The organism is Methylobacter arcticus (assembly GCF_050917435.1).
Classification (GTDB): Bacteria; Pseudomonadota; Gammaproteobacteria; order Methylococcales; family Methylomonadaceae; genus Methylobacter_A; species Methylobacter_A titanis.
The window spans coordinates 520,218-533,513 of record NZ_CP159583.1; the positions used below are offsets into that span (position 1 = coordinate 520,218).

The following is a 13,296-nucleotide window of genomic DNA, read 5'->3' on the forward strand; positions in this document are numbered from 1 at the left end:
CTTATGATTCCTTACGGTCGCCAAACGATTAGTGAAGCTGACATTCAGGCCGTGGTTGAGGTATTGCGTTCGGATTTTCTGACACAAGGCCCTGCTGTTCCTGCTTTTGAAAGCGCGGTGGCAAATTATTGCGGGGCACAATATGCCTGTGCCGTTAACAGCGCGACCTCGGCTTTGCACATTGCCTGTTTGGCGCTGGGCGTCGGCAAAGGCGATAGCGTCTGGACCAGTCCGATTACTTTCGTTGCCAGTGCCAATTGCGTCTTATATTGCGGCGCTGATGTTGATTTTGTCGACATTGATCCACGCACTTATAACATCAGTGTCGAATGCCTGGCAGCCAAATTGGCTCAGGCAGAAAAAACAGGTAATCTGCCAAAAGTAGTGATCCCGGTGCATTTATCCGGCCAATCTTGCGATATGGAAGCGATTCACCGGTTAAGCCAGCAATACGGTTTTAACATTATTGAAGATGCCTCTCACGCTATCGGTGCGCAGTATCGCGGCCAATCGGTAGGCAATTGCCGTTATTCGGATATTACCGTGTTTAGTTTTCACCCGGTCAAAATCATCACCACCGGCGAGGGCGGCATGGCGCTAACCAACGATGCCGGATTGGCAAGGCGTATGCAGTTATTGCGCAGTCATGGTATTACCCGCGAAACCAGCGAGATGACGCACGATGCCGATGGCTCTTGGTACTATCAACAGATTGCACTGGGTTTTAATTATCGCCTGACCGACTTTCAGGCGGCTTTAGGTTTGAGCCAAATGCAGCGCCTAGATGAATTTGTCGCCACACGCCATGCCCTCGCCAAGCGCTATGATGATTTGTTAAGTCACTTGCCCGTGGCGATTCCGTGGCAACATTCGGATAGTTATTCCGCGCTACATTTGTATGTGATTCGGTTGCGGTTAAATGCGATTAACAAGACGCACAGTGAGTTATTCGAACTATTACGAGCGGAGGGTGTAGGTGTAAACCTGCATTATATCCCGGTGTACTGGCAGCCGTATTATCAGGAGATGGGCTTCAAAATAGGTTATTGTCCGGAAGCGGAACGATATTATGGAGAGGCCATCAGTTTACCCATATACCCCGGATTGACTGAAACACAGCAAAATCAGGTGGTATTGGCATTGAGAAAGGCAGTAACAGTATGAAAATAGCTATTATTCCGGCCCGTGGTGGCAGTAAACGTATTCCCCGTAAGAATATCAAGGATTTCTGCGGTAAGCCCATGATTGCATGGTCGATTGAAGCTGCTAAGGCATCAGGTCTGTTTGACCATATCATTGTGTCCACCGATGATGCCGAAATTGCTGAAGTGGCTAAACAGTGGGGGGCAGAGGCACCTTTCATGAGGCCTGTTGAGCTGTCTGATGATTATGTGGGTACAGGTGCTGTAGTTAAGCATGCGGTTGAATGGTCGTTAAAGCATATCGGTAAATCTGAATTTGCGTGCACCATTTACGCCACAGCCCCGTTTATAAAGCCTGCCGATTTGATTAGGGGGGTGGAGTTACTTTTGCAGACGGGTAAGCAGATTGCATTTACGGTGACCAGCTTTCCGTTTCCCATTCAGCGCGCTATCAGGATTACCGAGAGCGGTGGTGTTGCAATGTTTCAGCCGGAGCACTTAATGACACGGTCACAAGACTTGGAGCCTGCCTATCACGATGCCGGCCAATTTTACTGGGCAAGAACCGATGCTGTTCTGAATGACGTGCCAGCGTTTTCAGATGCTGCCGTACCGCTGATTCTGCCCCGGCATCAAGTCCAGGACATCGATACAACGGAAGATTGGCAGTGCGCCGAGCTGATGTTTGATGCATGGCGCAGATTTGATCATCCAGTTGGCAGTGTTGAGCATCCGCACGCTGGTTTTCAACGTTTAACTAAGGAGTAGTTTGGAAATGAAGAACAAGTCACTTAATCTACCGTGGGCAAAAATAGACAGTTTTGTCGGCAACCATACCAGTCCGGCGCTAACCGTACATCGTCCTTGCCCTATTTGTGGCACCCTTCATTGTCGAACCTTGCTTGTGTTCGATGATTTTCAATTCTACAGTGATTCTGAAGAACAACCGAAACGTGCACAGATTCGAGAGGTTCAGTGTCAGAGTTGTCATGCCGTTTATCTTAACCCCTGCTACACAAGCAGTGGCTTTGGTTACTTGTTTGCGGAGGCGGGACAATCTTATGGCTCAACTGAAGGCCGACCGCAAGAACAAATTAATTGGATGGGCGTTCGGGGCTTGCTGGATGAAGGCAAGATATTTCTGGATGCGGGCTGTTATGACGGGCGTTTTTTGAGTGGATTGCCAAAAAGTATCCGACGGATTGGGATTGATATAGATGCGCCTGCGATTGTACGTGGTCAAGAAAGATATGGTTTGGATGGTGTTGAGCTCATACATGGTGCATTTGAAGCTTTCCAGTGTCCAGTTGAACCTGATGTCATCAGCATGTTTCATGTTCTGGAGCACCTTGCGAATCCAGTCGAAGTGCTTCGTCACTTGCGATCAATATCGCATGAGGAAACACGGCTTATTATCGAAGTCCCGATTCTTGAATACGGTAAAAATAACGATATTAATGGTTTCCTTTCTGCTCAGCATATGACGCATTTCAGCGCACATAGTCTTGGTGAACTTATGAGTCGAGCAGGTTGGGAGGTGTTGGAAAGACAGCAGATGTCAGATTACGACGGTCACCGCATCCTAGCCAAACCAGGAGGCTCCTCTATTGAGGTTATGGGGGATGTATCTGATCGGACGCGAGTATCTGAATACTTTGAAAATTGGTATCGAAATCTGTCCGAAGTGGCACGGAAAATTGAATCCTGGCCGAGGACATCACGTATGGTGATTTGGGGGGGGGGGATGCATAGTGAGTTTCTCTATCAAGTTACCCCATTGTTCCTGCAAGATATACAGTGTGAATATATAGTCGTGGATAGCGACCCTATAAAACAAGGTAAGAGTTGGCGTGGTTTATCCATACTCAATCCAAATATCCTTAAGGAGGTTGAGTGGGATGATTGTCTGCTGGTGATTTCAAGTTATGGCGGTCAGGAAAATATTGCTAAGGCTGCTGCCAGTATGAATGTGCCGGATTCTGTGGTGAAACGGTTATATGATTACGTAACTGTTTATTAACACGGGATTTGCATTAGCGTAACAAGTTGGATGTACGCTATAAATTTGCAGGGAGACGTGTTTTTAAAGAGGTGCATGAAAAATTCACATTTTTAATCAATGTGTTTTCTGGTGGGCGATTGAGGTTGCGCCCATTGTAGTACTGCCCCGGAATAGAGATTTTTGTGTGATAAAGTAAACTGTATTTTTAGAGGAATAAAAATGAAACTCAGAGTTACCCCCCTTTTTACAGATGGTTGTGTCCAGTTCTTAAACAACCTTTTTAAATGGTACTCATCGCTAATAATTGGTCCCTTGAGTGTTTTGGAATGGGGTGGGGGGAATTCTACTTTTTTTTCCTTCAAAAAGACACCAAAGTGCTTACTGTTGAAAGCGATGATGCATACATCGAGGAGCTAAGCGAGATCGCCGGAAAATTGGGTTATAAGGTAAATATTACGGATAAAGATAGTCTCAACATAACCCAATTTTTAAATAATGATTTGACCATAATAAAGGCTCAAGATTACAGTGAGATTGGTGATAATATTTTTAATTTCACAAACTGGTCGTTTATTGTGAATGATGGTATTGCAAGAAAAAAAGTATTAGAAAAAATTATAACACTTGATAGCCAGCCAATTGTTATTTTGGATAATATTGAATATTGCGCTAATTGGGGGCATCTGGCTCGCAGTAGCGCGAAACCGGAACAAGTTAAGGTGTAGGTGTATAGACAGATACTTCGAGACGATAACTGGCGGCATTATATATTTGAGCAGAACGAAGGGCGAGAAGGGCATTCAATTGCTGACTCTTCCGGATGGGAGGCTCCTCATAGGTGGGCGTCAGCTGTTTTGTGGTGAAAAGAGCATTTGCTAAATAAATTAATGATATCCAATATAGGGTTTCCTATTGTTAACGCCTCTGGTGCTGATGACTCAGACATGCTAACGCTAGAGGAGAGGTGCCCGTTCGATTGGGAGAAAATGAAGTGGCTTAAGGAAGAGTATCCATCTGAGTTGAATTTGGGTTTAAATAGAAAATTTGAGTGAGTTATTAGGCGTATATGCTTTTGTGTAGTGGGTTAGATGATTGATCTCTTGCTCAATGTGGCGCTGATGACACTGTCAAAGGTGTCTTTTATAGTTGCAAAAAAACGAAGGTTAGAAATGCTTGCCATTTTAATTTAGTGAGGCACTGGGCATGAACAATAAGCAGTTTGAAATATCCCTAGGGAATTTATTAACCAATCAAAATTTTTCTATTGATGGTTTATTTAAAAACAAAAAGAGTGTGATTATATTTGGATCAGGTTCCAGTGGCAACCATGCTTATCAATTTTTGCGGGAACATTATCCAGAAATTGCAATAAAATATTTTATAGATTCAGATATTAAAAAACATGGCTCATATTTGCATGATATAGAAATTGTTTCAGTTGATGCAATAAAGGCTGATGATACTGTTTTAATAGCAAGTGACTATGCAATTGATATTGCAATAACACTTAAATGCAACAACATAAATGATTATTTTTATTTTGGATTTTGTGACGACTATAACCGGTGGAAAGGTCACTTTGATTCAAAATATATCCTTAATTCAAGAGAAGATATACTCAAGATTTCTGAATTATTGGCGGATGATGAAAGTCGACAAATTTTTTACTCGCTGATTGCCTTTCGCTGTTCGCTTGACCCTTTAAAACTTAAAGTATCAAGCTTTCCAGAATATTTGCACCCTAATGTGTTGCCACGTACTAATGATGTAATTGTTGATGGTGGTGGGTATATTGGAGATTCAGCACAATTATTTTTTGATTTTTTGGCAAAACAAGCAAAGATATTTAGCTTTGAGTGTGATTCGACTAACTATAAACTTCTTGAACGTCTATCTGAAAATTACAATGGAAAGCTAATTCCCGTCTTCAAAGCACTTTGGAGTGAAGAAACTAATCTTAAATTTGTTACAAACAACAATCACTATGAATCAAGGATCTCTTTTTTAGATTCTCCGAATACATTTTTAGTGGAGGCAGTAACAATAGATAAATGGTTTAAAGAACCCATTAACTTTATAAAGTTAGATGTTGAGGGGGCTGAGATGCATGTAATTGAAGGTGCATCAGAAACATTGAGATCAGGGATGTCTGGATTAAGACTCGCTGTTTCTGCGTATCACCTACCAGATGATCTTTGGAAAATTCCACAACGCTTGAAAGATCTTAATAGAAACATAGATATATATATGGGGCATCATTCGCAAAAATTTATGGCTAGTGTTTGCTATGCAGCTTTACCAGACTAATTTTCATGTTGATAAATATGAAGAAAAATTGAGATAAGAGAACATTTGAAATTATGACCGACTTTTCAAAAATCATCAGACGGGATGCATTAGCTCTCCTCTATCATGCTAATTCTGGGCATCCAGGTGGCGCATTATCATGTGCAGATATTGTGGCTTTCCTTTGGGAACATGAGCTTAGTTACAAATATCCAGATTGGCAAAAACCGGATCGAAATAGGATGGTGCTTTCCAAAGGCCATTCGGTTGCGGCAATTTACGCAGCAGCGGGTCGATCGGGTCTTCTTGAGCCGGATCAGGCGACATCTCTTCGCAAGCTTGGCAGTTCTTTGCAGGGTCATCCTCATGTGTTAGATACACCGTGGGTCGAGACAAGTACTGGTTCACTTGGTCAAGGCTTTTCTGTTGCCGTCGGAATGGCTTTGGGTTTAAGGCATCAGAAGATAAGTTCTCGCGTGTACGTTATTTTGGGAGACGGTGAGATGCAGGAAGGTGAAGTATGGGAGGCTGCCATGTCTGCCGCGCATTTTAGACTGGACAAGCTTTGCGTAATTATTGATTACAACAAGATGCAGAGTGATGACTTGAACGAGAATATCATGAGACTTGAGCCACTTGTAGATAAGTGGCGCAGTTTCAACTGGGCAGTTCAGGAAATTGATGGACATGATATGGAAGCTATTAGATCGGCAGTCGATAACGCGAAGAAAGTTCAAGGACAGCCCAGTGTTATTATTGCGCATACTTTGAAAGGCAAGGGGGTCTCTTTTATGGAGGGAGTTCCGGAATGGCATGGAAGCGTTAAGATCACTAGCGAACAGCTTAAGCATGCTCTAAAGGATCTAGGGGCAAATCAAGAGCAAATTGAAGATTACTTAAATGGGACTTTCTGGCGCTAATTCTATGACACAAACAAATGTACCATCTTTAATAGGTTCTTCTGGAGATTCTCTTCGAGAAGCTTTTGGTAAAGAATTAACACAATTGGCTGAACATTATACGAATGTTGTTGTTCTGGATGCTGACGTAGCCGGAGGAACCGGTATGCATCATTTTTTAAAAAAATACCCGGAAAGATTTTACCAGTTTGGTATTGCTGAACAGAATATGGTGGCAGCGGCTGGTGGAATGGCAAGTACTGGATTAATTCCTGTTGTTACAACGTTTGGTGTGTTTTGCTTAAGAGCTTATGAGCAGGTACGCCTATCTGTTGCGTATTGTCGGAGGAATGTGAAGATTGTTGCAAGCCATCCTGGGCTTGATGTAGGGCCCGATGGTGGCTCTGCTCAAACCTTAGAGGATATTGCCGCCTTTAGAGCTATCCCAGGGATGACGGTTATTTCGCCTGCTGATTCCTTTGAGGTTGGGTTGGCTACACGGGCAATTCTTGATTTTGATGGACCGGTTTACATGCGGACGGGTAGGAGTCCAGTGCGTCGAGTGCTGGATGAGAGTTATCAATTCGAGATTGGCAAAGGGCGGATACTTCGTGATGGTACTGATGTTGCGATTGTCGCATGCGGGGTTGAAGTAGCGCGTTCATTAGATGCGGCGGAAATCCTTGAAAAAGAAGGTATTTCGGTGCGAGTGATAAATATGTCAACAATAAAGCCGATTGATATTGATCTTTTGGTGCGGTGTTCTAGAGAAATGGGCGCTATTGTGACAGCAGAAGATCATAATGTCATCGGAGGGTTAGGTGGGGCAGTTGCTGAAGCGTTAGTTCAGAATGCACCTTGCCCTATTGAGTTCATTGGAGTTAGGGATGAGTTTGGTGAGTCTGGTGAACCTGAAGAGTTAGCTGAAAAGTATAAGCTGACAGGACCATATATTGCCGAGGCTGTACGAAAGGTAATTGCTCGGAAAATGAGGCGAGAGCATGGGGAATGAGCAACGAATTGCCCTAATAACAGGTGGTAGTCGAGGAATAGGTCGAAGCATTGCCTTAGCTTTGGCTAAGGAGGGGTATCCTGTCGCACTGACTTATCGAGAAAACCGAATAAAGGCTGAAGAGACAGCAAGCCAGATCATATCTGATGGAGGTAGGGTCTTGGTGGTTGAAATGGCCATGGAGGATCGCAAGAGTATTCGTGAAGCTTTGCAAACTGTTCGATCGGAATTGGGGCGTATATCAATCCTTATCAATAATGCAGCAATTGCGCAGGAAAAACCATTTGGGACCATCACTGATAATGATTGGGATGCTATGTTGAATGTTAACTTGCGCGGCGCTTTTGTGTGCGCACAGGAAGTATTGCCGGATATGCTTGAGCAGAGCTGGGGGCGTATAGTAAATATTTCTTCTATTGGCGGGCAGTGGGGCGGGGTGAATCAAGTTCATTACGCCGTTTCAAAAGCAGGATTAATAGGCCTGACGCGCTCTCTGGCTAAGATATATTCAGGAAAAGGGATTACAACTAATGCCGTAGCCCCTGGTCTTGTTGCAACGGAAATGTCCGCATTGGAACTTAATACGGAAGCGGGGAAAGAAAAGGTGAAAAACATTCCTGTTGGACGGATAGGTTATATCGCTGAGGTTACTTCCGCCGTAGTTTATCTCGTTAGCAGTGATGCCTCCTACATCACTGGCCAGACCATAAATATCAATGGAGGAATGTATTTTGGCTAAGACGCTAATGATTATCGGGGCAGGCGTTGAACAGGTTCCGGCATATGAGGCAGCGAAACGACGTGGACTGACGGTTATCGGCACCGATATGGATCCGGATGCGCCAGGGTTTGCATTTGCTGATCACAAAATTCTCGTATCTACCCGTGATGCCCAGGCGACAGAGAGAGAGGCTGTTAGATTTCACGGTACACATTCAATCCACGGGGTGATGACGATTGCCAACGATGTTCCATACACCGTAGCACGAGTGGCACATGCAATAGGGCTGCCTTCAATCAGCTTGGAAGCGGCCAAGTGTGTGACGGATAAACTGTTGATGAAGGAGAAATTTGCATCGAATAATGTCGCATGTCCATGGTTTGCAAGTGTTGATAGTCCAGAGCAGCTACGCAATTTAATAAAGAGTAACAGTGGGCGAGATTTTGTTTTAAAACCCGTTGATGGACGAGGTGCGCGGGGTGTGCTGCTGATTAACAGCCGTGTCGATCTTGAATGGGCGTTTGCAGAGTCAATGCGTTGGGGTGACTCTGGACGTTTGATTCTTGAAGAGTTTATTCCGGGTATGCAACTTTCCACCGAGACGTTTATTTTGGACGGCAAATGTTACACCCCCGCTATTGCAGAGCGTAATTATTCACGTCTTGAGCAGTTTAGGCCGAATATTATCGAAGACGGGGGGACGATTCCTGCTCTGATCGATGCCGAGATGAGAAAGGCTGTGGATGATGTGATTTTGCAGGGGGCATCTGCGTTAGGGATTAATGAGGGCCTTATCAAGGGAGATATAGTAATCGATAAGGCGGGAAAGCCGCTCATTATTGAGCTTGCTGCACGCCTTTCAGGCGGTTGGTTTGCGACCCATCAGATTCCAGCGGCTTCTGGAGTCAATTTGGTCGATGCGGTTATTTCGTATTCACTGGGAGAGGCTGTAAGCCCGTCTCAACTGATTCCGATATGTCAGCGTGCCACGGCGATTCGTTATTGGTTCCCGCCCGAGGGGAAGATTAATCGCATAGTGGGGGAAGAGAAGCTTAGGCAGATGTCCGGGCTGCTTTCATATGGTTTCTTCCGTAAGCAGGGTGACATTCAGCCAAAAATTCGTATGCATCCAGATAGGTTTGGTTATGTGATCGTTGCCGGTGATAGTCGCGATGAAGTGCTGGACCAAGTGGCTCAGGCGCTGAGCTGTGTTCATGTTGAGGTTGTTTAATGATCAAGTTTATTGCCGAAGTCTCAAGTAATCATAATCGCAATTTGTCACGATCAATGGATTTTATCGACGCAGCAGCTCGTTCCGGTTGTACTGCTGTGAAGTTTCAGTTATTCAAGATTGAGCAGTTATTTTCTCCGGAAATATTGGAGAGATCAGAAAAACACCGTAAGCGTAAAGAATGGGAGCTGCCGTTGGAGTTTGTGCCCAAGCTGGCACAGCGCTGTCGTGAGCTGGGGATAGAATTTTCCTGCACACCGTTTTATCTGGATGCAGTCGCTGAGCTTGAGCCGTATGTGGATTTTTACAAGATAGCCTCTTACGAATTACTCTGGGATGAGTTGTTGGCTGCTTGTGCCAGAACCGGCAAGCCAGTAATTATTTCTACCGGAATGGCAACGATTGATGAGATTAAACATGCGGTTGATGTGCTTCAGCAGAATGGTTGCCAAATGCCAACCTTGTTGCATTGCACATCTGCGTACCCGACGCCTTATGCAGAAGCCAACCTTGCCGCGATTGAAACCCTGCGGCAGGCGACGGGCTGCGAGGTCGGCTGGTCTGATCATACGGTAGAGCCTGCTGTTATCCATCGTGCTATTCATCGCTGGGGTGCCAGGGTAATTGAATTTCATATTGATTTGGATGGCAAGGGTGAGGAGTATGGTGCAGGGCATTGTTGGCTGCCTGAGCAGATTGGCGCTGTGATTCGTGATGTCGAAAAGGGTTTTGTGGCTGATGGTAATGGCATCAAGGAACCTGTGCCCTCTGAATTGCCGGATCGTTTGTGGCGCGCAGATCCATCCGATGGATTGCGCCCGATGAAAGAGATTCGTGCATAGTGGAAATAATTCAGGGCGGTTGATTTAGCATGAATGTCTTGATTGTTTGTCATGCCGGCGCTGGGCTGGGGCTTGGCCATTTGGCGCGTGCTCTCGTGGTAGCTCGTGCTCTGCATCAAGAGCTTGGGGCGCATGTGCAGCTTTTGATTCAGGGCGATCCGGTCCAGCGTCCCGATCTGGCTGAGTTTGATCATAAGTTTTTTGGGCTTGAAGACAATCTGGTTGATACGATTCGTCAGCAAGCCCGGCATAGTGATATTCAGGTTGTAGTCTTCGATTTGCATCCGCAGTTGATATCAGCAGATATTGACGGTTTATTGAAGGCTTTACGGCAGGACGGTCGCAAGATCATCGGCGTGGATAGCCTCGATAGTCATAGTGATAATCTGGATTTGGTTTTTATCCCATCGTTTCGATTTTCGCCGCCAGTAGATGTAACTGGCACCGCTCCAATTCTCTTTGGATGGGATTGCTTTCTGCTGAATGTGAAATACCCACCTATTGAATGGAAATCAGGAAGACAAGTCCTTGTCTTGGCTGGAGGTGCCGATGCCACTGGCTTGGGTGAAACATGGCCGGCGTTATTAAATGAGGCGTTGCCCGATGGCACTCAATTGGACTGGGTTACTGGCCCCTATGCACAACAACCGGTTTGGCCGCTAACGCAGCGAATTGCGATGCTGAATCACCAAGCACCATCTGGGTTGGACGATTTGATGCAGGCAGCAAATTATGCGGTAACTGTTTATGGTGTAAGTTTCTTTGAGTTACTTTATTACGGCGTACCAACTGTTGTGTTTTCGCCATACGGCAACAAAGATGATGCTGAACTGGCCGAGATTGAGGCAGAAGGTGTTGCACTGGTGGTGAAGGATGAGGTGGAGGCGGTGGCTAAACTGAAAGAATTGATGGCAGATGACAAGTTGGCAGCAGCGATTTCATTGCGTGCGAGACAGAAATTGTCAGTTCTGGGTGGGTATAAATTTGCACGGGCCGTAACGGCATTGGTAGCTTAGTTATTATGGCGCAGGGTTATTTAATCTTTCATCTTAATTTAGCGTTTTCATCGATCAAGGCGGAAGCGCGTCCTGAGGTGATACGCAACTGCTATTGGCCGTTGCTGGAGTTGGCCGAGAGTGAGGGCATTCCTATCGGTATCGAGCTGACCGGCTGGACTTTACAGCAGATTGCCTTGCTGGATAAGTCATGGATGGAACGCTTTCGCAGTATGCTGAAAAATCGCCAGTGTGAGTTGATAGGCAGCGGGTGGTCCCAGATTATTGGGCCGTTGGTGCCCTACGAGGTGAATCGCTGGAACCAGAAGCTAGGAACAGATGTTTATCAGCAGTTGCTTGGGGTCATGCCCAAGCTTGCCTTGGTGAATGAGATGGCCTTTTCGACAGGGATGGTGGATGTGTATGCGGAGGCTGGCTACGAAGGCATCGTCATAGATCGGGACAATGTGCGCCTGGCACTGGGCTTGGGTCACGCTCCACTCTCGGCAACCCCAACCCATGCGTTGGGGTGTGGTGACCGATCGCTGCCCGTGTTGTGGTCTGATTCAATTTTGTTTCAGCGCTTGCAACGGGTTGTGCATGGGGACATCCCCGTCTCCGAATACATGGCGTATGTGAAAGAACGAGCTGTTCAGGACGGCGCCGTGCTGCCCATTTATTGCAATGACGCAGAGATCTTCGATTACCGTCCCGGACGATTTACAGCCGAATCGCGCCTCCATCCGGATGGAGAGTGGGCAAGACTTAAACAGGTATGTAGCAGACTAAAAGAAGACCTTGCGCTAGATTGGCTGAGTCCTGGTGATGCGTTGGCGCTGCAAGCGGCAATACCAAGCCCGAATATCCGGCGATTGACTTCGGTGAGTCAGCCAATTCCTGTTAAAAAACAGGCGAAGTACAATATCAACCGCTGGGCGGTGACGGGAAGAGATGACTTGTGGTTAAACACATCTTGTCATCAGATATATCAGGCATTAACGCAGGATGATGGCGCGCTTGAAGATAGCTGGCGGGAACTCTGCGAATTGTGGGCGAGTGATCTTCGCACCCATATCACTATCGAGCGCTGGGATGATGTGGTCGAGCGCGTTTCCAACCTAAATCATCGATTGGGACTGGTACACTTTCGGAGTGAAGTTAGCGACACTGCCGAACCTCATAAGCCTCTATGTGAAATCACCTTGCCGCAAGATGTAAAGATTGATCAGGATGAAGAAGGAATACTGTGGACGATCAAGACGCCCCATGTTCATCTTGTCCTGAACGCACGTCGTGGCCTGGCAATCAAGTCGCTGGCTTTCAAGTCCCATCACTTTGAGCCAGTTATTGGCACCTTGCCTCAAGGTTACTTTAGATCCATTGAGCTCGGCGCAGACTTTTACTCAGGTGGAGTGCTCATTGAGATACCTGGTGAGCGTAGTCGAGTGACCGATCTGGAATGGGTTACGCCCAGCGTTCGGCAACAAGGCGCTGAGCTATTAATCTGCGCAAGTATTCCCCTGGCTCAAGGCATTTTGAGAAAAGAGATAGTGGTTGATGTTAAGTCTGAACGGGTAAGACTGAGCTATAACTTTAAGCTATTCGAACGGCCATTGGGGATTGTACGTGTTGGCATCATGACGCTCCTGCCGGATTCGCTTTTCTTGCCCTTGGCAGTGCATTGTGTAAATGGTGGGCCAGAAGTTGAGGTGTTTCATCTCAATCAAGAAGTTAATCATGGTCATGCGGCTTCGACGCTGGTTTCAAGTACGGCCGCTTTTGGCGCAACGGATGGGCGTTTTGTGATCAAAGGAGCTGCAAATCGCAGGCTTGTTTTTGCCTGGAATCCGGCTGGGTGCGCGGCTATGCCCATGCTGAAACATCAGCGGGCGCAAGAACGTTATTTAACCCGGCTTTCGTTTTCTTTGTGTGAGTTGGATGATACGTCATGTGCGGGGGGCAGGTTAGTGCCGTTTACTATTGAGTTGAGCGTAGCATGATGATTAATTTTGCTGCTACAGTAAAAAACATCAATATCTTGACCAGCCTGCACACAGATGTTTTATCAGAAATAGCCCTCACACTTTCGGAAAATAAAATAATAATTAAAGGAATTTAACGGTATGCCGATAATTATTACGAATTTAAAAGGGCAGTTTTTAATAA

13 protein-coding genes are annotated in these 13,296 nt (G+C 45.9%); all 13 read left to right on the top strand.

The features are described from left to right. The first annotated feature begins 3 nt into the window (after positions 1-3). Positions 4-1,164, top strand: a complete 1,161-nt coding sequence (pseC, locus tag ABXJ76_RS02575) for a UDP-4-amino-4,6-dideoxy-N-acetyl-beta-L-altrosamine transaminase (RefSeq protein ID WP_432743820.1) — start codon at positions 4-6, stop codon at positions 1,162-1,164. Next, positions 1,161-1,910: a pseudaminic acid cytidylyltransferase gene (pseF, locus tag ABXJ76_RS02580; protein WP_432743822.1), complete on the top strand. Its 750-nt coding sequence runs from the start codon at positions 1,161-1,163 to the stop codon at positions 1,908-1,910. The genes pseC and pseF overlap by 4 nt, the downstream gene beginning before the upstream one ends. 7 nt (positions 1,911-1,917) lie before the next feature. Further along, positions 1,918-3,162, top strand: coding sequence for a class I SAM-dependent methyltransferase (locus tag ABXJ76_RS02585; RefSeq protein ID WP_432743824.1), 1,245 nt, complete (start codon positions 1,918-1,920; stop codon positions 3,160-3,162). A gap of 266 nt (positions 3,163-3,428) precedes the next feature. Continuing rightward, positions 3,429-3,869 carry a hypothetical protein gene (locus ABXJ76_RS02590; protein WP_432743826.1) on the top strand — a complete coding sequence of 147 codons (441 nt, stop codon included), beginning with the start codon at positions 3,429-3,431 and terminating at the stop codon, positions 3,867-3,869. A 478-nt stretch (positions 3,870-4,347) separates the two neighbouring features. After that, the gene (locus ABXJ76_RS02595) at positions 4,348-5,451 is read left to right on the top strand and encodes an FkbM family methyltransferase (protein WP_432743828.1); all 1,104 of its coding nucleotides are present in this window, start codon (positions 4,348-4,350) and stop codon (positions 5,449-5,451) included. A gap of 53 nt (positions 5,452-5,504) precedes the next feature. After that, the gene (locus ABXJ76_RS02600; RefSeq protein ID WP_432743830.1) at positions 5,505-6,350 is read left to right on the top strand and encodes a transketolase; all 846 of its coding nucleotides are present in this window, start codon (positions 5,505-5,507) and stop codon (positions 6,348-6,350) included. 4 nt (positions 6,351-6,354) lie between these two features. Beyond that, entirely contained in the window at positions 6,355-7,341 is a 987-nt protein-coding gene (locus ABXJ76_RS02605; protein ID WP_432743832.1) for a transketolase family protein, read from the top strand. Further along, positions 7,331-8,080: a 3-oxoacyl-ACP reductase family protein gene (locus ABXJ76_RS02610; protein WP_432743833.1), complete on the top strand. Its 750-nt coding sequence runs from the start codon at positions 7,331-7,333 to the stop codon at positions 8,078-8,080. Before ABXJ76_RS02605 ends, ABXJ76_RS02610 begins: the two co-directional genes overlap by 11 nt. Beyond that, entirely contained in the window at positions 8,058-9,293 is a 1,236-nt protein-coding gene (locus ABXJ76_RS02615) for an ATP-grasp domain-containing protein (protein ID WP_432743834.1), read from the top strand. Before ABXJ76_RS02610 ends, ABXJ76_RS02615 begins: the two co-directional genes overlap by 23 nt. Next, on the top strand, positions 9,293-10,135 hold the full coding sequence (locus ABXJ76_RS02620; protein WP_432743836.1) for an N-acetylneuraminate synthase family protein: 843 nt from the start codon (positions 9,293-9,295) through the stop codon (positions 10,133-10,135). Before ABXJ76_RS02615 ends, ABXJ76_RS02620 begins: the two co-directional genes overlap by 1 nt. 29 nt (positions 10,136-10,164) lie before the next feature. Beyond that, positions 10,165-11,151: a hypothetical protein gene (locus ABXJ76_RS02625; protein WP_432743838.1), complete on the top strand. Its 987-nt coding sequence runs from the start codon at positions 10,165-10,167 to the stop codon at positions 11,149-11,151. A gap of 5 nt (positions 11,152-11,156) precedes the next feature. Continuing rightward, positions 11,157-13,130, top strand: coding sequence for a hypothetical protein (locus ABXJ76_RS02630; protein WP_432743839.1), 1,974 nt, complete (start codon positions 11,157-11,159; stop codon positions 13,128-13,130). Further along, entirely contained in the window at positions 13,127-13,249 is a 123-nt protein-coding gene (locus ABXJ76_RS02635; protein WP_432743841.1) for a hypothetical protein, read from the top strand. The genes ABXJ76_RS02630 and ABXJ76_RS02635 overlap by 4 nt, the downstream gene beginning before the upstream one ends. The last annotated feature ends 47 nt before the right edge of the window (positions 13,250-13,296 follow it).

Bases quoted from the DNA above. Each gene is read 5' to 3' on its own strand.
- pseC (WP_432743820.1), top strand. From the start codon at position 4: ATGATTCCTTACGGTCGCCAAACGATTAGTGAAGCTGACATTCAGGCC.
- pseF (WP_432743822.1), top strand. From the start codon at position 1,161: ATGAAAATAGCTATTATTCCGGCCCGTGGTGGCAGTAAACGTATTCCC.
- ABXJ76_RS02585 (WP_432743824.1), top strand. From the start codon at position 1,918: ATGAAGAACAAGTCACTTAATCTACCGTGGGCAAAAATAGACAGTTTT.
- ABXJ76_RS02590 (WP_432743826.1), top strand. From the start codon at position 3,429: ATGGTACTCATCGCTAATAATTGGTCCCTTGAGTGTTTTGGAATGGGG.
- ABXJ76_RS02595 (WP_432743828.1), top strand. From the start codon at position 4,348: ATGAACAATAAGCAGTTTGAAATATCCCTAGGGAATTTATTAACCAAT.
- ABXJ76_RS02600 (WP_432743830.1), top strand. From the start codon at position 5,505: ATGACCGACTTTTCAAAAATCATCAGACGGGATGCATTAGCTCTCCTC.
- ABXJ76_RS02605 (WP_432743832.1), top strand. From the start codon at position 6,355: ATGACACAAACAAATGTACCATCTTTAATAGGTTCTTCTGGAGATTCT.
- ABXJ76_RS02610 (WP_432743833.1), top strand. From the start codon at position 7,331: ATGGGGAATGAGCAACGAATTGCCCTAATAACAGGTGGTAGTCGAGGA.
- ABXJ76_RS02615 (WP_432743834.1), top strand. From the start codon at position 8,058: ATGGAGGAATGTATTTTGGCTAAGACGCTAATGATTATCGGGGCAGGC.
- ABXJ76_RS02620 (WP_432743836.1), top strand. From the start codon at position 9,293: ATGATCAAGTTTATTGCCGAAGTCTCAAGTAATCATAATCGCAATTTG.
- ABXJ76_RS02625 (WP_432743838.1), top strand. From the start codon at position 10,165: ATGAATGTCTTGATTGTTTGTCATGCCGGCGCTGGGCTGGGGCTTGGC.
- ABXJ76_RS02630 (WP_432743839.1), top strand. From the start codon at position 11,157: ATGGCGCAGGGTTATTTAATCTTTCATCTTAATTTAGCGTTTTCATCG.
- ABXJ76_RS02635 (WP_432743841.1), top strand. From the start codon at position 13,127: ATGATGATTAATTTTGCTGCTACAGTAAAAAACATCAATATCTTGACC.